This is a genomic window from Campylobacter sp. US53 (genome assembly GCF_004378995.1).
GTDB lineage: Bacteria > Campylobacterota > Campylobacteria > Campylobacterales > Campylobacteraceae > Campylobacter_D > Campylobacter_D jejuni.
In genome coordinates this window covers 189,453-209,872 of the sequence record NZ_RYYH01000001.1, presented here as the reverse complement: position 1 = coordinate 209,872, position 20,420 = coordinate 189,453, and the positions used below count along the sequence as shown (strand labels likewise).

General features: G+C 30.6%; 17 protein-coding genes and 1 pseudogene. 16 read left to right on the top strand and 2 right to left on the bottom strand.

The features are described from left to right. Positions 1-9 precede the first annotated feature (9 nt). On the top strand, positions 10-1,188 hold the full coding sequence (locus ELQ05_RS01070) for a metal-dependent hydrolase (RefSeq protein ID WP_070317026.1): 1,179 nt from the start codon (positions 10-12) through the stop codon (positions 1,186-1,188). A gap of 7 nt (positions 1,189-1,195) precedes the next feature. Here ELQ05_RS01070 and ELQ05_RS01065 read toward each other — a convergent pair whose 3' ends face one another. Next, positions 1,196-2,722: an inorganic phosphate transporter gene (locus ELQ05_RS01065; protein ID WP_002905841.1), complete on the bottom strand. Its 1,527-nt coding sequence runs from the start codon at positions 2,720-2,722 to the stop codon at positions 1,196-1,198. Between the two features lie 141 nt (positions 2,723-2,863). Here ELQ05_RS01065 and ELQ05_RS01060 point away from each other — a divergent pair, with 141 nt between their 5' ends. Beyond that, complete coding sequence (locus ELQ05_RS01060; RefSeq protein ID WP_070317027.1) at positions 2,864-3,670, top strand: inverse autotransporter beta domain-containing protein; 807 nt, start codon at positions 2,864-2,866, stop codon at positions 3,668-3,670. Here the strand turns inward: ELQ05_RS01060 and ELQ05_RS01055 are convergent. Beyond that, on the bottom strand, positions 3,667-5,043 hold the full coding sequence (locus ELQ05_RS01055; protein ID WP_070317028.1) for a cation:dicarboxylate symporter family transporter: 1,377 nt from the start codon (positions 5,041-5,043) through the stop codon (positions 3,667-3,669). The genes ELQ05_RS01060 and ELQ05_RS01055 overlap by 4 nt on opposite strands. A 267-nt stretch (positions 5,044-5,310) precedes the next feature. Between ELQ05_RS01055 and cetC the strand changes: the two genes are divergently transcribed. The 14 genes and pseudogenes from cetC to ELQ05_RS00985 all read left to right on the top strand — a co-directional run bounded on the left by cetC (position 5,311) and on the right by ELQ05_RS00985 (position 20,420). Further along, positions 5,311-5,805: an energy taxis response protein CetC gene (cetC, locus tag ELQ05_RS01050; protein WP_070317029.1), complete on the top strand. Its 495-nt coding sequence runs from the start codon at positions 5,311-5,313 to the stop codon at positions 5,803-5,805. An 84-nt stretch (positions 5,806-5,889) separates the two neighbouring features. Beyond that, positions 5,890-7,305 (top strand): bipartate energy taxis response protein CetA, encoded by a 1,416-nt coding sequence (cetA, locus tag ELQ05_RS01045; protein WP_407919985.1) that lies wholly within the window; start codon positions 5,890-5,892, stop codon positions 7,303-7,305. An 18-nt stretch (positions 7,306-7,323) separates the two neighbouring features. Further along, positions 7,324-7,821: a bipartate energy taxis response protein CetB gene (gene cetB / locus ELQ05_RS01040; RefSeq protein ID WP_002866200.1), complete on the top strand. Its 498-nt coding sequence runs from the start codon at positions 7,324-7,326 to the stop codon at positions 7,819-7,821. 87 nt (positions 7,822-7,908) lie between these two features. Beyond that, positions 7,909-9,768, top strand: a complete 1,860-nt coding sequence (gene mnmG / locus ELQ05_RS01035; protein WP_070317031.1) for a tRNA uridine-5-carboxymethylaminomethyl(34) synthesis enzyme MnmG — start codon at positions 7,909-7,911, stop codon at positions 9,766-9,768. A 14-nt stretch (positions 9,769-9,782) separates the two neighbouring features. Then, a pseudogene (locus ELQ05_RS01030) lies at positions 9,783-11,048 on the top strand (arsenic transporter). Positions 11,049-11,137: 89 nt separating this feature from the next. Next, complete coding sequence (gene petA / locus ELQ05_RS01025; protein WP_070317032.1) at positions 11,138-11,641, top strand: ubiquinol-cytochrome c reductase iron-sulfur subunit; 504 nt, start codon at positions 11,138-11,140, stop codon at positions 11,639-11,641. A 1-nt stretch (position 11,642) separates the two neighbouring features. After that, positions 11,643-12,893, top strand: coding sequence for a cytochrome bc complex cytochrome b subunit (locus ELQ05_RS01020; RefSeq protein ID WP_070317033.1), 1,251 nt, complete (start codon positions 11,643-11,645; stop codon positions 12,891-12,893). Further along, the gene (locus ELQ05_RS01015) at positions 12,890-14,014 is read left to right on the top strand and encodes a cytochrome c1 (RefSeq protein WP_088303479.1); all 1,125 of its coding nucleotides are present in this window, start codon (positions 12,890-12,892) and stop codon (positions 14,012-14,014) included. Before ELQ05_RS01020 ends, ELQ05_RS01015 begins: the two co-directional genes overlap by 4 nt. A 127-nt stretch (positions 14,015-14,141) precedes the next feature. After that, positions 14,142-15,305 carry a cyclopropane-fatty-acyl-phospholipid synthase family protein gene (locus ELQ05_RS01010; protein WP_088303478.1) on the top strand — a complete coding sequence of 388 codons (1,164 nt, stop codon included), beginning with the start codon at positions 14,142-14,144 and terminating at the stop codon, positions 15,303-15,305. A gap of 115 nt (positions 15,306-15,420) precedes the next feature. Beyond that, on the top strand, positions 15,421-16,212 hold the full coding sequence (gene rpsB, locus ELQ05_RS01005; protein ID WP_044780078.1) for a 30S ribosomal protein S2: 792 nt from the start codon (positions 15,421-15,423) through the stop codon (positions 16,210-16,212). After that, complete coding sequence (tsf, locus tag ELQ05_RS01000; RefSeq protein ID WP_002852901.1) at positions 16,212-17,285, top strand: translation elongation factor Ts; 1,074 nt, start codon at positions 16,212-16,214, stop codon at positions 17,283-17,285. The genes rpsB and tsf overlap by 1 nt, the downstream gene beginning before the upstream one ends. A gap of 12 nt (positions 17,286-17,297) precedes the next feature. Then, the gene (locus tag ELQ05_RS00995) at positions 17,298-17,933 is read left to right on the top strand and encodes an ABC transporter ATP-binding protein (protein ID WP_052791476.1); all 636 of its coding nucleotides are present in this window, start codon (positions 17,298-17,300) and stop codon (positions 17,931-17,933) included. Next, positions 17,920-18,687: a flagellar biosynthetic protein FliR gene (gene fliR / locus ELQ05_RS00990; protein ID WP_002859266.1), complete on the top strand. Its 768-nt coding sequence runs from the start codon at positions 17,920-17,922 to the stop codon at positions 18,685-18,687. The genes ELQ05_RS00995 and fliR overlap by 14 nt, the downstream gene beginning before the upstream one ends. Positions 18,688-18,743: 56 nt before the next feature. Then, entirely contained in the window at positions 18,744-20,420 is a 1,677-nt protein-coding gene (locus tag ELQ05_RS00985; RefSeq protein WP_134239855.1) for a highly acidic protein, read from the top strand.

Below are 20,420 nucleotides of genomic sequence, written 5' to 3'. Positions count from 1 at the left end.
GGAAAAATCATGATAATTAAAAATGCAAAAATTTATGGAGATTCTTTACAAGATATAGAGATTAAAGAAGGAAAAATTACCAATATTGGTTCTAATTTACAAGGTGAAGAAATTTTAGATGCTAAAGGTATGACTTTACTTCCATCTTTTGTGGATTTGTGTGTGAGTTTAAAAAACGATAAATTTTCTTTAGCTAATTTAGAACTTTTAGAAAATGAGTGTCTAAAAGGAGGAATTTCTAGTATAGTTTTGCGTGATTGTATGGATTTTGATGAAGAAAGTTTTGCTTTATTTTTACAAAATTTAGCCCAAAGAAAGATGCAAATTTTTTCAAGCGTACGGGTTAAGGATGCAAATGGCAAGCTTAAAAATTTAGCCACTCTTTTAAATAAAGGTGCTTGTGCTTTAGAGCTTGATAGTTCTTTAGATGCAAATACTTTAAAAGTAAGTTCACAATATGCTTTTATGAAAGACTCTCCAATTTTTGTGCGTTGTTATGATAAGGATTTTGATGATAATGGAGTGATGAATGATTGTGAAATGAGCTTTGAGTTAGGGCTTATAGGCATGAGTAAAATCGCTGAAACTAGCCAGATAGCTAAAATGAAAGAATTGGCTAAATTTTATAAAAATAAAGTTATTTTTGATCTTTTAAGTTTGAAAGATTCTTTAACATTATTAGATGAAAAGGATTTAAAACTTGTAAGCATTCATCATCTTATCAAAGATGATAGTGCTTGTGAAGATTTTAATACGGCTGCGAAACTTATGCCACCTTTAAGAAGCAAAGAAGATGTTTTGGCTTTAAGAGAGGCTTTAAAAGAAGGAAAGATTAGCTTTTTAACTTCCTTGCATAGTGCAAAATCAATTTCTTTAAAAGATTTAGCTTTTGATGAAGCGGCTTTTGGAATTCATAGCGTATGCGAATTTATAAGTCTTTGTTATACTTTTTTAATCAAAGAAGGATTTTTAAATTGGCAAGAGCTTTGTCAATTTACAAGTAAAAATCCTAGTGAATTTTTAGGTTTAAATAGTGGAGTTATAGAAGTCGGAAAAGAAGCTAATCTAGTTCTTTTTGATGAGAATGAAGAAATTTTTGCTCCAAAAAGTTCTCTTTATTCTGAGGATAAACTTTTTGGAAAGATTAAGATGCATATAATTAAAGGAAAAAATATTTTAGAAAAATAAGCTTTACTTAAATTCCTAAAGATAGTTTAAATCCTAAAAATACAAGTGCTGCCATAATACCAGCGGCTGGTAAAGTGATAATCCAAGCCAATCCTATAGGCTTCATCATAATCCAATTTGCGTTTTTATTATACACTCCTATACCCAATATAGCACCTATGAGTATATGGGTGGAGCTAATAGGAATTCCAAATTGTGTAGCTAAGAGTATAACTATGCTTGCACCAAGTTCTGCAGAAAATCCAGTAGTAGGGCGTATGGTTGCAAGTTTTGAACCTACTGTAGTAATCACCTCTTTACCTAAAAACCAAAGTCCTACAACTAGAGCAACTCCAAACATAGCTAAAGCAGCAAAAGGTACAGGAGAAGTCGCGTTAATTGTGCCGTTTTTTAAGACATCTAAAATCGCTGCAAAAGGACCTATAGCATTGGCTATATCATTGGCTCCGTGTGAAAATGCAAAACTAGAGGCTGTAAATATTTGAAACCATGAGAAAATTCTATCAGTAGTTTTATTAAGTTCTGTTTTTTTAACGATTTTGACTATAGCAAATGTTACAACATAACTTATAGTTCCTATAATTCCAATAATCCAAAAGTTTTGTAAAATATCCAAAGTGCTAACATTATTTAAACCTTTAAATAAAAACATTGCCGAAATGATAGCAGCAGCAATACAAGCAATGATTGGCATATGAGTTTTTAAAATAGAGTAAATATCTATATCTTTTTCTTGATCCTTAAATTCCTTCATTTTATTTCTATAGAAATTATTTTCTTGTTCTTCCTCATCTAAAGCTATAGCGGAAAGTTCTTTGATTTGTTCTTCTTGGGATTTTGTTTTTAAATTTAAAAAGTATTCTTCTTTGAATTTTTTTCTTTCTTTTTTGATATTTTTCAAATCATCATTTAGTTTTTCTGATGGTTTTAAAATTTTCTTATCAATATATGAATAAATAATATAAGCTACAATACCCCCCAAAAGAGGAGAAGCTATCCAAGAAATAGCTATTCTTAAAATTTCACTCCATTTAACCATAGAGAGTGTTTGGATCCCATCAAATTTTAAAAGCCCCATCATAATGCTAGCACCTACAATCCCACCAACTATACTGTGTGTGGTTGATACAGGTAAGCCTTTCTTGGTTGCAATAAAAATCCAAACCCCAGAGCTTAAAAGTGCAGCAAGCATAATGATAACAAAAAGCATAGGATCTAAAGAATTTGGAAAAATAACAATACCGCTGCGTATGGTCTTAGTAACTTCTGCGCCTGCGAAGATTGCCCCGCTTAGCTCAAAAACAGCTGCTATAATTAAAGCTTGTTTAATGGTTACTGTTTTTGCACCAACGCTTGTTCCAAAAGAATTGGCTACATCATTTCCACCTATATTAAATGCCATAAAAATGCCAAATATAGAAGCAAGAATAAAAAGAATCAGTTGATGTTGCGAAATATAACCAAATCCCCAAATAACAAATGCGATAGTACTGATAATAAAAATAACAAAAGCTATGAGGTTGTCTTTTTGCATTAATAACCCTTTTTTATTTTAATTATACACTTATTTACTTTAAATTTGCTAATTTTATTTTTTAGTCTTTGTGGAATTTTTATTTATATTATTTTTTTATAATAAATACTCAAACAAGAAATAATAAGGAATATAAGAATAATGAGGGGTATTTTTTATATAATAGCATTGTTTTCTTTACTCAATGCCGATGAACTTACAGAGGCTTTAGCAAAAAATAATAATCAAAATTCTTGGGAGCACTTTGATTATAAAAATACCAAAGAAGCTCCAAAAATTCAAGAAGAGAATGTGGATTTTAAAAGCACTTTTGATAGCTTACTTTCAAAAACTTTAGAAAATAATAATGGTATAGATAAAACAGATGGGAATTTAGATTTTCAAAATAAAAATGTGCAGGTTAAAAATTTAAGTTCTCTTTATGAGGGGGAGAATAATTCTTTGCTTTTTCAAAAAGAACTTTTTGTGGCTCAAGATAATTATAATTACTCAGGGGGTTTAATCAATCGTTATGAAAAAGATGATTTTTTATTTGGAGTTAATGGTTTTATTGATAAACAAAAAGAACAAAAAGATACTAAAAGCTTTGGTACAGAGTTTGGTTATAGTAAATTTATAAAGGCTTATGGTAATTATTATATACCCAATGAAGCAGAAAAAAATTTACAGCTTGGAATGAGTTTTGTAATTCCAACTTATACCGCTTTTGCTTTTGATATAAGTAAGGATAATGATAAAACTAATTATCAAGTATCTTACTCTCCTTATAGTGTATTTAGTTTAAATTTATTGCGTCGTGATTATAGTGCAAGAGAGACTATTGATGATACCGTTGTTCAAGTTGGATTTAGTTTTAATTTCAATGAAAGTTTTTTAAAACAATTTAGGAAAAAAAATAATACTTTAGAGGAGGTTAATCGATATGATTTCCTCCAAAGAACCCATTAGTTCATTCCAGCATTATGGAATTTTTCTGGATTATCCATAGCATAGCGGAATTTTTCCCAATCAATTTGTTTATCCCAGATGGCAACGATTAAGGCTGCTACTGAATTTCCACAAAGATTTCCAACCGCCCTCATTTCAGACATAAATTTGTCAACACCTAAAAGAACACCTATAGCAGCTACTGGTAAAACTTGTGCTAAGGTTGCATTTGCTTCTGAAATTTCCATATTTCCTAGAGCTGCAAGCGTACTTCCAAGCACTATAAAACCTGATCCAGTTACACCTACTGCACCTTTTGAAGCTATCATTAATACTATTAAAATACTGATTTCGTGCGCTAAATTTAAATTTACATTGAAAGCTTGTGCTAGAAAGATTAAGCTCATAGCTAGATAAATATTTGTACAATCAAGATTAAAACTATATCCCGTTGGTAAAACAAGTCCGACTGTTGCTTTAGAAAGTCCTGCTTTTTCTAGTTTTCTCATTAAAGGAGCAAGTGCAGACTCGCTTGAACTGGTTGCAAAAACGATCAATACTTCTCTTGAGATAAATCTCATAAATTTGAAGATATTTACTTTTGCAAAATAGCAAATCAGACCCAAGATTCCAAATATAAAAACAAGACATGAAATCAGCATTACTAAAAGTAAATATGCCAAGTTGATCAAAGAGCCAATTCCGTATTGAGCTATGAGTACAGCCATTGCTGAAAAGGCAGCAATAGGGCTAAAATACATAATGATTTGTAAAATTTTAAAAACAAAATTTTGTACCACTTCAAAAACTCTTTGAATTGCCTGTTTGTCTTCTATTCTCATTAAAGAAATAATCAAAGCAGTAATTATAGCAATAACTAAAACTTGTATCGTTTTTCCTTCTGTAAAAGGCGTGATAATATCAGTAGGCATAGCATCTTTTAAAATATGCATAATCTCAGAGCTTGCACTTACTTCTGTGGTTTGAGAAATGTATTTTTGAACGCTTTTTGTATCAAGTTGACTTGGATCAAGATTCATTCCATGACCCGGTTGCATAACATTTGCCATAAAAATACCTATAGCAAGCGCTAAAGTACTTACAACTTCAAAGTAAATAACCGCTTTAGCACCAATACTACCTACTTTTTTTAAACTTTCAAGACTAATGATGCCCAAAACCAAAGTAACAAAAATAATAGGGCCTATAAGAACCTTTAAGGCACCTATAAAATAATCAACTCCTGGTTTGCTAGCAATGGCTAATCCTTTATCTGTACAGCCAAGTGCAATACCTGCAATAATGCCTATAATCACCCAAAATCCAAGACTTTTGATAATACGTTTATATAAAGGCGGTTTTCTTTCAGCTAAAGTTTGACTTAAAGTTTCCAAGTTTATTCACTCCTTTTGATCTTTATAAAATATAATTTTAACAATGTATATTGTAAATTTTAACAAAAAAACAAATCTAGAAATACTCCTTTATATAAGATACGACAATTTTTTATATAAATGTTACAAAAATTCTCATTATTTGTATTATAAAATTTAAAATATTTTTGAAAATTTTATAATTTTGTAATTCAGTTTACTTTTTGTTATTTATTATTGGTAATAATTCTATTTTTGATTTATTTGTTTTTTGGGATATTTTAAATTATGAAAGAAATAGTTTTGTCTGAAAATGCTTTAATTACTTCTAAAACAGATCTTAAGGGGAATATCATTTATGCCAATAATGACTTTTTAAAATACGCAGGTTATAAAGTCGATGAGCTTTTGTATAAATCTCATAATATAGTAAGACATGAAGATATGCCACGTACTGTATTTAAATGTCTTTGGGATTATATTCAAAAAGGAGAAGAAATTTTTGCATTTGTAAAAAATAAAGCTAAGGATGGTAGTTTTTACTGGGTTTTTGCAAATGTAAACGCTTCATTTGATGCCAATGGAAATATTATCAACTACTATTCTGTTCGTCGTGCGCCCAATAGAAAATCTCTTCCTATAATTGAAGAAGTTTATAAAATTTTACTTGAAAAAGAGCAAAAATCAGGCATTAATACTGGAGTTTCAGTTTTAATGGATATTGTAAGTTCTTATAAAATGACTTATAATGAACTTGTTTTTAACTTACAAGAAGATAACTAAATAAGATATGTTTAATTTTTTTTGTTGTATAATCTCCGCCTAAAAATTAAAGTAATATATATTATAAAAGTATTACTTTAATTTATGACTTTAAAATTTTTTAATAAAAAGGATAAATTTATGGTGAAAAATGGATTATTATCAACTATTTTTTTAAGTGTTATCGGTGTTTTAGGTGCCATTTTTATTCATATTTATATTGGAGCGATAATTTTTATTTTAATCGCTGTTTTGATGATTTATTTGTTTAGACAACACAAAGATGAGCAAATAATGATTGACAAACTTTTGGTTCTTTGTAGAGAGTTAAAAGAGGGTAATTTTAACAATAGAATTATCTATGCAAAAACAAAAAGCAAAAAATTAGCCGAAATAGCAGATAATCTTAACAATACTATCGATGGGCTAGAAGCTTACTTAAGGGAAATTAATACTTCTATTTCTTGTTCTCAAAAAGGTGAATTTTATCGCAAGGCTTTGCCTGAAGGTTTAAAAGGAATTTTTGCTCATAATATCGAATTTATAAATAAAGCTTTAGCAAATATAGAAGTGACAGCAAAATCTACTTTTAAAAATGCTTTATCAAGAACTTTAATGGATTTAAGTCTTGGAAATCAAAATAAAGATATGTCTCAAATTTCTAGCTCATTAAATCAAGATATTAACATGATGAAAAATGTATACGATACAGTTGATGCTATTACTCATACAGCTACAGAAAATGGCTCAGAGGTGGATTCTTTACAAAGTGCTATGGGTTCTTTAATGGATGTTGTAAATTCGAGCAAGGAAACAGTCCAAACTTTTGTGGCTAATTCCCAAAATATCACTTCAGTTGTTGAGGTTATACGCGATATAGCTGATCAAACTAATCTTCTAGCTTTAAATGCTGCTATTGAAGCTGCACGTGCAGGAGAGCATGGTAGGGGCTTTGCGGTTGTGGCTGATGAAGTTAGAAAGTTAGCAGAAAGAACTCAAAGATCTACAAGCGAAATTTCTATTGCAATTCAAACTATGCAACAGGATTTTGTAAATATCCAAAGTGGCAGTGAGCAAGTTTTTAACATTGTTAGTGAATCTGAAGAAAGAATTAATAAATTTTCTCAAGCTTTTAAACGTCTAGAAGAAAATAGTAGTGCCCTTGGTGTTAATTTTGAATCCTTTGCAAAGAGATTGATCTTATCTGTGGTTAAAATCGATCATATTCTTTATAAATCAAATATATATTTAAATTTAAATGGGGCTCAAAATTTTAATCTTGAAAGTGTAGATCCAATTTCTAATCTTTGTCAAGATGAGAGAGCTCAAGGTGTTATTAATGAGCTTAGTTCTGAAACTGAGTTAAATTTAGCTAAAGAATTTATAAAAGATAATGCTAAAAAAGCAATAGAAGAATCAAGTCAAGATTATATCGATCAAAAAGCTTACGATGCGATTGTAAATGATATTAAATCACTAGAGCAAAGAAGTGCTGAAATCTTAGCAAAATTAAAAATATAAATTAAGAGGGTTGAGAAAATGTCAAGAGAAATTTTTTTACAAGAAGATAGTTTAATTACTTCTAAAACGGATTTAAAAGGTAAAATAGTTTATGCAAATGATGATTTTTTAAAGTATGCAGGTTATACTATGGGTGAAGTTTTAAATAAACCTCATAACATAGTAAGACATGAAGAGATGCCAAAAACTGTTTTTAAATATTTATGGGATTATATGAAAGAAGGCAAAGAAATTTTTGCTTACGTAAAAAACAAAACCAAAGATAACAATTACTACTGGGTTTTTGCAAATGTAACCCCATCAATAGACATTAATAATAATATCATAGGCTATTATTCCGTTCGTCGTATGCCAAATAAAAGCGCTATTTCTACAATAGAAAGCCTTTATAGTGATCTTTTAAGAGTAGAACAGCAACAAGGCTTAAATAAGGGTGTTGAGATGCTTAAAAATTTCTGCAAAGATGCAGATAAAACTTATAATGAGCTAATCTTCTCTCTTCAAGAAGCTAAATAAATTTTTGTTAGACTTAAAACGAGTTTGTTTTAAGTCTAAATATTATATAATCTTTCTTTTAAAAATTCACATTTTTCAAGGCAAAATATGTTTGATGTCATTGTTATAGGTGGCGGACATGCGGGTGTTGAAGCAAGTGCTGCTGCTGCTAGAATAGGTAAAAAAACCTTACTTTTAACTACATTGATTGAGCAAATAGGAGCAGCAAGTTGCAACCCAGCTATAGGCGGACTTGCTAAAGGGCATTTGGTAAAAGAACTTGATGCCATGGGTGGTCTTATGGGTAAAATCACCGATGAAGCGGGAATACAATTTCGCATTTTAAATGAAAGTAAGGGTGTAGCCGTTCAAGGAAGTAGAGCACAAATTGATATGGATAAATACCGTATCATTGCGCGTAATAAACTTTTAAAACTTCCAAATTTAGAAATTTCTCAAGAACAAGCGAATGCTTTAATCGTAGAAAATGATGAAGTTAAAGGCGTAAAAACAAATTTAGAAAATACATATTTTGCCAAAAAAGTGATACTTACAACAGGGACTTTTTTAAATGGACTCATTCATGTAGGTGAAAATAAACTTCAAGCAGGAAGGGTAGGGGAGCTTGCTTCAGTAAATTTAGGAAATTATCTACAAACTTTGGGTTTAAAAATGGGGCGTTTAAAAACAGGAACTTGCCCAAGAGTGGATGCAAAAAGCATTGATTTTAGCGTACTTGAAGTCCAGGATGGCGATGTAAATCCTAAAGCTTTTAGCTTTCGTTCAAGAAATTTTAATCCCGTTCAACTTCCTTGTTATATCGCACGCACTAATACAACTACACATGAGATTATTAAGAATAATTTTTATCGTGCCCCACTTTTTACAGGTCAGATTGAAGGTGTTGGGCCAAGATATTGCCCTTCTATAGAAGATAAAATCAATCGTTTTAGCGACAAAGAAAGTCATCATCTTTTTATAGAACCTCAAACTATCGATGCGACGGAGTATTATATCAATGGTTTTTCTACTTCTTTGCCTTATGAGGTACAAACTCAAATGCTGCGTTCTGTAAAGGGTTTTGAAAATGCTAAAATAACCCGTTTTGGTTATGCTATAGAATACGATTATATAGAGCCAACTGAACTTAAGCATACTTTAGAACTTAAAAAGATTAAAAATCTTTATTGTGCAGGACAGATTAATGGAACTACAGGTTATGAAGAGGCTGCAGCACAAGGCTTTATGGCAGGAATTAATGCAAGTTTAAGCATAGATATGAAAGAGCCTTTGATTTTAAGGCGTGATGAAGCTTATATAGGAGTTTTAATTGATGATTTAGTAGTAAAAGGTACAAAAGAACCTTATAGAATGTTTACTTCAAGAGCGGAATTTAGACTGCTTTTAAGGGAAGAAAATGCTATACTTAGGCTTGGAAAATATGGCTATGATTTAGGGCTTTTAAGTGAGCAAGATTTTACTTATATACAAAATATTGCAAACAATCTTCAAAAAGGACTTGAATTTTTACTTTCTAAAGAATTTACGCCTAACAACCAAAATAATGCTTTTTTAGAGAGTTTGGGAGAAGATAAAATTTCCTCTATAGTCAATCTTCAAAAAATTGTTGCAAGATCAAGTTTTGATATAGAAAAATTAAAAAAACTTGACCCTATGTTTGAAACTATGGATCATTACTCTTTAAGAGAGATTTTAAATGAGGCAAAGTATTATCATTACATTAGTATGCAAAAAGCTCAAGTAGAAAAAATGAAAAATCTTAGCGAGCTTAAAATTCCTGAAAATTTTGATTTTAAAAGTGTAAGCGGTTTGAGTAATGAGGTTGTAGAAAAGCTTAATTCTCATAAACCTCCAACCATTTTTGCTGCAAGTCAAATCAGCGGAATCACTCCTGCAGCGTTAGACATTTTACAAATTTATATCAAAATGCAAAAGAAAAAAGCTTAAATGCTTGTTTTTTTATTTTTTTATCTACTTTAATTTTGCTTTTTGGCGTCCATGGAATTTACTTATTTGGGTATTTTCTAGTTTGGGAGCTTTTTTTGTTTTTATTTTTCAATTGGTAGATTTTAAAGACGCTTATTTTGTTTTTTCTTTGGTTTGGGATAGTTCTTTAACTTTGGTTGGGTTGATTATCCTTTATTTTACTTGGAATCTTTGGGATTTTTTGATTTTATTGCGAATAAAATTTTGCATTTTTCTAGAGAGAAAAATCAAGAAAAAATTTATATCAGCACAAAAAATTGATGTTGTTTTTGTTGATTTTTGTATTTTTTCTTTCTGCATTTTTTGCTGGTGATGGAGCGATTTTAATCATTACACCTATTATTATAGCTTTATTTTCAACTTTTAAAGATTGTAAAAATCATACTTATATTTTAAGTTCTTTTTTGCTTAGTCTCTTTTTTTATGTGATGTAAGTTCAAACGCTTTGGTTATTTCAAATTTAACCAATATCATCACAGCAAATTATTTTAAGATAGAATTTTTAGAATTTGCTAAAAATATGTTTTTACCAAATTTTTTTGTTTTGCTTTCTACTATAGCTATAGTTTTTGTGCTTTATGTGAGAGTGCTACCTGAAAAACTTGAGTTTCAACTAGTCAAAAAAGAACAAATTTCATTGAAATTGTTTTTTCTTTGCGTAGTGTTTTTATTTTTTTTGTGATCAGTTTTTTATAGGTGAAATTTTTGATATTAAAATAAGTTTTTTTGCTTTGCTTTGGGCAGGAATTTTTTGGCTTATTGTTTTAAAAATTCAAGGTAAAAAAAGTATTAAAATTCTTTTTGAAGCACCTTATGGAGTTTTGCTTTTTAGTTTTGGGCTTTATATGGTGGTTTTTGCTTTACATAAAATAGGTGTGAGTGAAATTTTGGTTAAAAGCTATGCTTTTTTCATGCAAGATAAGAGTGGAATTTTTGGCGTGGCTTTGATTTCGGCTTTTGGATCTTCTGTGTTTAATAATTTGCCTATGGTTTTAATTGGAGATTTGGCATTAAAAGAATATTTTGAAAGTTTTTCTTTTGATTCTTTGATGATTTATGCTCATCTTTTAGGAGTAAATATAGGCCCAAAACTTACGCCAATAGGTTCTTTGGCAACTTTGCTTTGGCTTGGAGTTTTGGCTAGAAAAGGCATTAATATTTCTTTTTGGCAATATTGTAAATTTGGCTTTTTGATAACTTTACCTGTGCTTGTTTTTTCCCTTTTTGCTCTTATTGTCTAAATATCAAAACTTGTTAAACAAAGAAAAAATTTATTTTAATTTCGATAAACTTTTAACTTGGTTAAAAAATAAAATCGAAAGGACAAGTTATGGCTACATCTGAGAGTAGACGAAGCTTTATGGGCTTTGCATTTGGAAGCGTAGCTGCTGTAGGCGGTGTTTTCTCGCTTGTTGCGATGAAAAAAACTTGGGATCCGCTTCCAAGTGTCAAAGCTGCAGGTTTTACTACAGTAGATTTATCAGGAATGCAAGATGGAGAGCTTAGAACTATAGAATGGCGTAAAAAGCCTATTTTTATATTAAAAAAAGATGCGAGTATGCCAAAAGATGAAAAACGTGATGTTGTGGTAAATAACGCAGCTTATACTGTGGTTATAGGACTTTGTACGCATTTGGGTTGTATACCTGCTTACCAACCAAGTGAGCAATTGTTTAAATGTGCCTGTCATGGTGGAGAATTTGACACAAGTGGAAAAAATGTCTTTGGACCTCCTCCAAAGCCTCTTGAAATTCCTCCTTTTAAAATTGATGGAACCAAACTTGTTTTAGGTGAAGAGGGTCCTGAATATAAAAAAATGATAGGGGAGGCTTAAGATGGCACAAATTAGAAAAGCTAATGGCCTTGTAGATTGGCTTGATCAAAGACTTGCAGTACATAAACTGCTTGATGTTTTAATGGTAAAGTATTGGATACCAAAGCAAATTAACTTTCTTTGGGCAATGGGGGTTATTTTAACCACTCTTTTTGCAGTGCTTTTTGTTACAGGACTTTTACTTGTAATGTATTATAAACCAGATACCGCACTTGCTTTTGATAGTGTGAATAAGACTATTATGCAAGAAGTGGATTATGGATGGCTTTGGCGTCACATGCATGGTGTTGCTGCTTCTGTTGTATTTTTGATTATATACATACATATGCTAACAGGAATTTATTACGGTTCTTATAAGAAAGGTCGTGAGATGATTTGGGTTAGCGGTATGCTTTTGTTTGTTGTATTTTCTGCTGAAGCTTTTAGTGGGTATATGCTTCCTTGGGGACAAATGAGTTATTGGGCAGCCCAAGTAATCACTAATCTTTTTGGAGGGATACCATTTATTGGCCCTGAGCTTGTGATTTGGATTCGTGGGGATTATGCGGTTTCTGATCCAACTTTAACAAGATTTTTTATGCTTCATGTGTGCTTGCTTCCTATAGTTATCATTGCTATTATAGCATTTCACTTCTATTCTTTAAGAATTCCTCATGTTAATAATGAAATTTCTGAAGAACTTGACTTTGACTTAGAGGCTGAAAAATACATGGCAGGTGACACAAAGGGTTCTAAAGTGATTCCTTTTTGGCCAGGATTTTTATCAAAAGATTTTATGTATATAAGCTTTTTTATGATTTTCTTCTTTTATTTGGTCTGTTTTAAATTTGATTTTGCAATGGATCCAATTAATTTTGATCCAGCTAATGCGCTTAAAACACCAGCTCATATTTATCCTGAGTGGTATTTCTTATGGAGTTATGAAGTTTTAAGAGGATTTTTCTTTGATATTGCAGGTATTAAAGCTTTTGATATAGGTTTGGCTGCATTTGGTATTGCTCAAGTGATTTTCTTTTTACTTCCTTGGCTTGATAGAAGTGATGTTGTAAAACCGGCTCATGAAAGACCTTTATTTTTCATTTGGTTTTGGATATTGCTTATCGATTTAATTGTTTTAACAGTTTATGGAAAATTACCTCCAACAGGTGTAAATGCTTGGGTAGGATTTTATGCTTCTGTAGTATTTTTACTTTTACTTATTGTAGTTTTACCGGTTATTACTATCATGGAGAGAAAAGGAGCTAAACAATGAGAGAAATAAAAATATTTTTAGTTGTAGTAGTTTTTACTGCACTTGTATATTGGGGGGTAGAGCCTTATGCTCATTCAGTAATGAAACCTCATGTTGCTCCTGCAAATTTTGATTTTGCTGTAGAAGATACTACTTTTGCAAAAGGTATAGTTGAAGCTAAAGAATTAGCTCTAAAAGATGCACAAGCTTCAGGAGACGCTAAAAGAATAGAGAGTGCAAACAAAGAACTTGAAAAAGCAAAAGAAGAATTAAACAAGGTTGAAATACTTTGGGCAGATGTTGCAAAGATCGATTTTGCTAAGGGTGATGCAAAAAAAGGTAAAGAATTTTTTGAAAATAACTGTTTTGCATGTCATGGTGTAAAAGAAGATGGAATAGCAGCTAATATTACTGATTCTTCTATGGGGGTAATACCACCTGATCTTAGTGCAGCTGGTGCTATTTTTGATGAAAAATTTTTAGCAGCTTTGATCATGCATCCTGCGCTTGCTTTAAAAGTAGATCATAAATTTGGCGATGCTTTTATTATGACAGCTTACAATAAAGATACTTCAGGAGAAAGTGAAGAAGCTACAAATGTAAATATAGCCAATGTAATTGCTTACCTTAAAGATGTGAGTGTTAAATTTGAAGCCAGTGAAGATGCTGCTATTAAGAAAGATGTTGAGGCAAAATATGCTAAAATGGAAAATAGTGCTCAAAAAGCTGCTTTAATAGAAAAAGATATAAAATTTGCTAAAGATAAAGCAACTTTTATTGAGGCTTGCGGACGTTGTCATGATATGAAATATGATAGCTTTTTTACTCCATCAAATCAAAATGATTTAAAAACTTATTTAGGTTCTGTTCCGCCTGATCTTTCTATGATGATAAGATCTCGTGGTGAGCAATATTTACATGATTTTATTAATAATACTCAAAAACTTCTTCCAGGAACGGCTATGCCAAGAGTAGGTTTAACAGAAGCTGCACAGGCTAAGGTTGTATCTTATATTGATCAAGTGGGTGATAGCAAAAAAGAAGAAAGAAAAACTACAGGAATTTATGTAATGGTATTCTTTGTAATTTTAAGTATTTTTGCTATAGGTTGGAAGCGTTCTGTTTGGTCTAAATTACATTAATATTACATTTTTTGCCATTATTTAATGATAATGGCAAAAATCTTATTTTTTCTTCATTTTTATTAACTTTTAACATTTAAAGAGAGATACTCTAAAATATAATTATTTTAGAATTTAGGAGTATTTTATGTTAGAAAAAACTTTAATCAAATCTATTTTAAAAAAATGGAATTATGGGGATTTTAGAGTTGTTTTTTGGGATAAAGAAGAATTTCTTATCGGAAACAAACCTGCTAAATTTTCTTTAATTTTTAAAGAAAAAATTCCTTTTTTGGAGTTGTTTGGCGATACAAGTTTAGTTTTTGCAAGACATTATATGCAGGCAAAACTTGACATAGATGGTGATTATGATGAAATAGCTAGGGTATTGTATTATTTTTCTAATCAGCAATTTTTTAAAACCAAAAAAGATGTATTGAGTAAAATAACTCAAAAGCAAGAAAGTAAAAATATTAAAAGTCATTATGATATAGGTAATGATTTTTATAAGCTTTGGCTTGATGATACTATGAGCTATTCTTGTGCTTATTTTAAAGAGCCTAACAACACTCTTTATGAAGCTCAAATTAACAAAATAGAACATACTCTTAAAAAACTTGATTTAAAAGAAGGAGAAAAGCTTTTAGATATAGGTTGTGGCTGGGGTTGGCTTTCTATTATGGCGGCTCAAAAGTATGGAGTTAAGGTTGTTGGAATTACTATTTCAGAGGAGCAGTGTAAAAAAGCCAAGGAAAGAGTAAAAGAACTTGATCTTGAAGATAAAATAGAAATAAGACTTCAAAATTATCAAGATTTAGAATTTGAAAATTATTTTGATAAAGTTGTTTCGGTAGGTATGTTTGAACATGTAGGCAAAGAGAATTTAGGACTTTATTTTATGAAAGTAAAACAAGTTTTAAAACCTGGAGGTTCTATGCTTTTACATTCTATTTTAGCCATGTTTGAAGGAAAAACAAATGCTTGGATAGATAAATATATTTTTCCAGGAGGGTATTTACCTTCTTTAAGAGAGGTTGTAAGCACTATGAGTGAGTGGGATTTTCATCTTCTTTTAGCAGAAAGTTTAAGAATGCACTATGCAAAAACTTTAGATTTATGGGATGAAAATTTTAATAAAGTATTGGACAAGGTAAGGAAAAAATATGATGAAGAATTTATAAGAATGTGGGATTTATACCTTCGTTCTTGTGCCTCTGCTTTTCGTGTTGGAAGCGTGGATTTGTTCCAATTTTTAATCACAAAGGAAATTAATAATAATTTAAGTCTCACTAAAGAATACATATATAAGTAAAAACTAAACTTAAATTTGATAGAATCCTAGCTTCATTTCACACACATCAATCCTTTTTAGCTTGTGTAAATTAAGGGATGTGGAGGAATAAAGCTAAATTTATAAGGAGAAACTCATGGTTAGTATGAGAGATTTATTAGAATGTGGTGTGCATTTTGGACATCAAACAAGACGCTGGAATCCAAAGATGAAAAAATTCATTTTTGGCGAGAGAAAAGGTATTTATGTAATTGATTTACAAAAAACTTTAAGATATTTTAGATATACCTATAATATCGTTCGTGATGCTGCCGCTGAAGGAAAAACTATACTTTTTGTTGGAACAAAAAAACAAGCAGGTGGAGCGATTAAAGAATACGCTGAAAAATGCGGTATGCCTTATGTAAATCATAGATGGCTTGGCGGTATGATGACAAATTTTGGCACTATTCGCCAATCAATTAGAAAATTAGAAGTAATTGAAAAAATGGAAGAAGATGGAAGTATTAAGCTTTTAACTAAAAAAGAAGCTTTAATGCTTACAAGAAAAAAAGAAAAATTATTAGCTTATTTAGGTGGAATTCGTTATATGAAAACTCAACCTGATATGATTTTTGTTGTTGACACAGTAAAAGAAAAAATTGCTGTTCAAGAAGCAAATAGATTAAGAATTCCTGTTGTAGCTCCACTAGATACAAACTGCGATCCTGATTTGGTAACTTATCCTATTCCAGGAAATGATGATGCAATTCGTTCAGTGCAACTTTTCTGTCAAGAAATGGCTGAAGCGATTAATGAGGGAAAAGCTTTAAGAGAACAAGATGGTGAAGCTTTACCAAATGAAGAAAAAGAAATCACTGATGAAGAGAAAAAAGAAGTTTTAGATGAAGCGATGAGCGAAGAAGACTTCGGTGAGGAGCAAGAATAATGGCTGAAATCACTGCTGCAATGGTAAAAGAACTCCGCGAAAGTACAGGTGCGGGGATGATGGATTGTAAAAATGCTTTGAGTGAAACTAATGGAGATTTTGATAAAGCAGTGCAACTTTTAAGAGAAAAAGGTTTAGGCAAGGCTGCTAAAAAAGCAGATAGACTTGCTGCAGAAGGTTTAGTAAGTGTAAAAGTAAGCGATGATTTTACAAGCGCAACTGTAAGTGAGATTAATTCCGAAACAGATTTTGTGGCAAAAAATGATCAGTTTATCGCCTTAACAAAAGATACTACAGCTCATATTCAAAGCAATAGCTTGCAAAGTGTGGAAGAACTTCATTCAAGCACAATCAATGGCGTAAAATTTGAAGAATATTTAAAAAGTCAAATTGCAACTATAGGAGAAAACTTAGTTGTAAGAAGATTTGCAACTTTAAAAGCAGGTGCTAACGGCGTTGTAAATGGTTATATTCATACAAATGGCCGTGTTGGTGTTGTGATCGCTGCAGCTTGTGATAGTGCTGAAGTAGCTTCAAAATCAAGAGATTTATTAAGACAAATTTGTATGCATATTGCAGCAATGAGACCAAGTTATTTAAGTTATGAAGATTTGGATATGACTTTTGTTGAAAATGAATACAAAGCTTTGGTTGCTGAACTTGAAAAAGAAAATGAAGAAAGACGCAGACTTAAAGATCCAAATAAACCTGAACATAAAATTCCTCAATTTGCAAGTCGTAAACAATTAAGCGATGCAATTTTAAAAGAAGCTGAAGAAAAAATCAAAGAAGAGCTTAAAGCTCAAGGTAAACCTGAAAAAATTTGGGACAATATTATCCCGGGCAAAATGAATAGTTTTATAGCTGATAATTCCCAACTCGATAGCAAACTTACTTTAATGGGTCAGTTTTATGTAATGGATGATAAAAAAACTGTAGAACAAGTGATCGCTGAAAAAGAAAAAGAATTTGGCGGAAAAATTAAAATTGTTGAATTTATTTGCTTTGAAGTTGGCGAAGGTTTAGAAAAGAAAACTGAAGATTTTGCGGCTGAAGTTGCTGCACAACTTTAAAAACGGTTAAAAATGGAACTCTTAAGAGCGGAAAATTTAAGCCATAGTTTTGATTATCCGCTTTTTGAGGGTTTAAATCTTACTTTAAATACCAAAGATTGCATTGCTATTCAAGGGAGTAGCGGTTGTGGTAAATCTACTCTTTTGCATATACTTTCTTCTTTATTGATTCCAAAAAAAGGTGAAGTTTTTTTTAAAGGTTCTAGTCTTTATCAGATAGATGAAAACGAAAGATTAAAAATTTGCCGTTATGATTTTGGTATTATTTTTCAGACACATTATCTTTTTAAAGGTTTTTCAGCTTTAGAAAATATCGAACTTGCTAGTGTTTTATCGGGTCAAGATTTAGATGAGAAAATTTTAAAAAGGTTAGGTATTGATACGCTTTTACATCAAAAAATAGGAAAGCTTAGCGGCGGACAACAACAGCGTGTGAGTATCGCACGTGTGCTTTGTAAAAAACCAAAGATTATTTTTGCTGATGAAGCAACTGGAAATTTGGATTTTGATAATGCTAAAAATGTTATTGAACTTTTAATTTCCTATGTTAAAGAAAATGATGCAGCTTTATTTTTTGTAACTCACGATAGTAAGCTCGCAAGTTTTTGTGATAAAACTTATACTATAAACGCCAATGGAATTTGTTAATTATTTAGGTGACAAAAATGTTGTAACTTTTATGTTGCTTCTTGCTAGAATGAGTGGTCTTATAGTTTTTTTTCCTTTTTTTTCACATAATTCTATTCCTATGGTGATAAAAAGTACTATAGTTTTATTTTTGACTATGTATTTATATCCTTTGGCTAGATTAGAATCTTTGCATTTAGATAGTTTTTTTGTTTTACAGCTTATTAGTGAAGTGATTTTTGGAATGATAGCAGGATTAATGCTTCAAATTATTTTTGCTATTATTATGATGGCAGGCGAGCAGATTGCTTTTACTATGGGATTTACTATGGCAAGTATATTAGATCCAAGTTCTGGAACGAGTATGCCTATTACGGCACAAATTTTAAATTTGCTTGCTTTGATGTTTTTTCTTGCTTTTGATGGTCATCATTTAATGCTTTTGTTTTTAAGTCATTCTTTAGGTTATATTAGTTTAGGTGGATTTTATCCGCATGAGAATTTAATGCATTATTTAAATATGGGTATGTTTAATATTTTCATCATAGGTTTTACTATGAGCTTTCCTATACTTGGAATTTCACTTTTAGCCGATGTTATTTTTGGACTTTTGATGAAAACAATGCCACAATTTAATCTTTTAGTTATTGGTTATCCTATAAAGATAGCTTTAGGCTTTGTAGTTTTGATTGCTATTTTACTAGTTATGATGCAATATTTTAAAAATTTAATTTTAGAACTTTTTACTCATATGCAAACTCTTTTTTTCTCCTAAGGAAAGGATAAATGAAATTATCGTAAAATAGTGATTATTTTTCAAGGATTAAAGTGATGAAAATTTTACTTTTAAATGAAAACCCTGTAGTTTCAAGACTTGTAAGCCTTAGTGCTAAAAAAATGTCTTATGATTTTGAAGAACTTAATGCTTATAGTGAAAATTTGGGTAATTATGATGTGATTATTGTAGATAGTGATACTCCAGCACCTTTAAAAATTCTTAAAGAAAAATGCGATAGATTGATTTTTTTAGCTCCGCGAAACCAAAATATAGATATAGATGCACAAATTTTACAAAAACCTTTTTTACCTACAGATTTTTTAAATTTACTTAATAATAAAGATACAAACAAACATACATCTATTGATTTGCCAATATTAAGTAATGATGAAAATCCTTATGCTGATATAAGCTTGGATTTAGATAATTTAAATTTGGATGATTTGCCTGATGAAAATTCTTTAGATATAAATTCAGAGGGAATAAAAGATTTGAGTTTTGATGATGATGCTCAAAATGATAATGCAAACAAAATTTTAGAAACTCAAAATTTAGAAGATGAAAATTTAGAACAAGAAACAACTAAAGAACAGACTCAAGAAGACATTCAAACTGATTTAGATTTAACTTTAGAAGATAGCAAAAACGAAAAAGAAGACTTAAGCCAAGAACATACAGCTTTGGATACTGAGCCTAGTTTAGATGAGCTAGATGATAAAAATGATGAAGATTTAGAAATCAAAGAAGATGATAAAAATGAAGAAATAGAAAAGCAAGAATTATTAGACGATTCTAAAACAAATGCATTAGAAATGCAAGAAGAGCTTAGTGAATCTCAAGATGATAATGCAAACAAAGCTTTAGAAGTTCAAAATTTAGAAGATGAAAATTTAGAACAAGAAACAACTAAAGAACAGACTCAAGAAAACATTCAAACTGATTTAGATTTAACTTTAGAAGATAGTAAAAACGAAAAAGAAGACTTAAGCCAAGAACATACAGCTTTGGATACTGAGCCTAGTTTAGATGAGCTAGATGATAAAAATGATGAAGATTTAGAAATCAAAGAAGATGATAAAAATGATGAAGATTTAGAAGATAACAAAGAATTACAAGCTAATATAAGCGACTTTGATGATCTTCCTGTGGTCGAAGAGCAAGAAAAAGAAATGGATTTTGATGATCTTCCTGAGGATGCTGAATTTTTAGGTCAAGCAAAAGATAATGAAGAATCAGAGGAAATTTTAGAGGAGTTTGCTCCTGTTGTGGAAGAAGATGTTCAAGATGAAATGGATGATTTTATTTCAAATTTGAGCACTCAAGATCAGATTAAAGAAGAACTAGCTCAACTTGATGAGCTTGATTATGGTATTGATAGTGATAATAGTAGCAAGGTTTTAGAAGATTTTAAAGATGAGCCAATTTTAGACGATAAAGAATTAGGAACAAATGAAGAGGAAGTGGTTGTGCCAAATTTAAATATAAGTGATTTTGATGCATTGAAAGAAAGTGATATACAAGAAGCTCTTGGAGAGGAAATTGTAGAAAAAAATGAAGAGCCTATAGTAAGTAATGCAACTAAAGATGATAATAGTGAAGAGATAGTCAATGAGCTTAGCCAAAGCATAGTAGGAGCGATCACTTCAAGTATTAAGGATGATACCTTAAAAGCTGCTCTTAAGGGTATAAATATGAACATAAATATAAACATTAGCTTTAAAGAGGATTAA

What these genes read in the sequence shown, in the direction of transcription:
- ELQ05_RS01070 (WP_070317026.1), top strand. Translation starts at nt 10, where the DNA reads ATGATAATTAAAAATGCAAAAATTTATGGAGATTCTTTACAAGATATA.
- ELQ05_RS01065 (WP_002905841.1), bottom strand. Translation starts at nt 2,722, where the DNA reads ATGCAAAAAGACAACCTCATAGCTTTTGTTATTTTTATTATCAGTACT.
- ELQ05_RS01060 (WP_070317027.1), top strand. Translation starts at nt 2,864, where the DNA reads ATGAGGGGTATTTTTTATATAATAGCATTGTTTTCTTTACTCAATGCC.
- cetC (WP_070317029.1), top strand. Translation starts at nt 5,311, where the DNA reads ATGAAAGAAATAGTTTTGTCTGAAAATGCTTTAATTACTTCTAAAACA.
- cetA (WP_407919985.1), top strand. Translation starts at nt 5,890, where the DNA reads ATGACTTTAAAATTTTTTAATAAAAAGGATAAATTTATGGTGAAAAAT.
- cetB (WP_002866200.1), top strand. Translation starts at nt 7,324, where the DNA reads ATGTCAAGAGAAATTTTTTTACAAGAAGATAGTTTAATTACTTCTAAA.
- mnmG (WP_070317031.1), top strand. Translation starts at nt 7,909, where the DNA reads ATGTTTGATGTCATTGTTATAGGTGGCGGACATGCGGGTGTTGAAGCA.
- petA (WP_070317032.1), top strand. Translation starts at nt 11,138, where the DNA reads ATGGCTACATCTGAGAGTAGACGAAGCTTTATGGGCTTTGCATTTGGA.
- ELQ05_RS01020 (WP_070317033.1), top strand. Translation starts at nt 11,643, where the DNA reads ATGGCACAAATTAGAAAAGCTAATGGCCTTGTAGATTGGCTTGATCAA.
- ELQ05_RS01015 (WP_088303479.1), top strand. Translation starts at nt 12,890, where the DNA reads ATGAGAGAAATAAAAATATTTTTAGTTGTAGTAGTTTTTACTGCACTT.
- ELQ05_RS01010 (WP_088303478.1), top strand. Translation starts at nt 14,142, where the DNA reads ATGTTAGAAAAAACTTTAATCAAATCTATTTTAAAAAAATGGAATTAT.
- rpsB (WP_044780078.1), top strand. Translation starts at nt 15,421, where the DNA reads ATGGTTAGTATGAGAGATTTATTAGAATGTGGTGTGCATTTTGGACAT.
- tsf (WP_002852901.1), top strand. Translation starts at nt 16,212, where the DNA reads ATGGCTGAAATCACTGCTGCAATGGTAAAAGAACTCCGCGAAAGTACA.
- ELQ05_RS00995 (WP_052791476.1), top strand. Translation starts at nt 17,298, where the DNA reads ATGGAACTCTTAAGAGCGGAAAATTTAAGCCATAGTTTTGATTATCCG.
- fliR (WP_002859266.1), top strand. Translation starts at nt 17,920, where the DNA reads ATGGAATTTGTTAATTATTTAGGTGACAAAAATGTTGTAACTTTTATG.
- ELQ05_RS00985 (WP_134239855.1), top strand. Translation starts at nt 18,744, where the DNA reads ATGAAAATTTTACTTTTAAATGAAAACCCTGTAGTTTCAAGACTTGTA.